Here is a 373-nt window from a genome sequence, read left to right on the forward strand (position 1 = left end):
TAGCTACTTGTGGCAATTAATATCAGGACCAGCCCTCAATATTAATAGTTTTACTAATTCTACCTTAAGCTTTAGCCATCCACTGCTTGAAAACCATACAAATTTAAAGTGGTCATTAACGGTTACCGATGATGAAGGGGGAGAGTCAACCTCTGAATATGACATGACTTTAAATAAAACAGCGCAAGTTGTTATTGCCAATGCCGGGGCTGATCAGCAAGTTAACGAGTTTGATAAAGTAACCTTAGATGCAAGTAACAGCGCTGCCGCAACCAGTACTTATAAATGTGACTGGCAACAACTAACCGGAAAAGCGGAAACATTAGCTAATAGTAATCAATGTATTACTACTTTTTATGCCTCAGACATAGAC

At 38.6% G+C, this 373-nt stretch carries 1 protein-coding gene; it reads left to right on the plus strand.

The annotated features are described in order from the left end of the window. Positions 1-373 (plus strand): PKD domain-containing protein (locus tag AAEY83_RS13205; protein WP_351059436.1); only part of this gene is annotated, 373 nt, incomplete at both ends.

This window comes from Psychrobacter sp. TB20-MNA-CIBAN-0197 (assembly GCF_040309765.1).
GTDB classification, from domain to species: Bacteria; Pseudomonadota; Gammaproteobacteria; order Pseudomonadales; family Moraxellaceae; genus Psychrobacter; species Psychrobacter submarinus.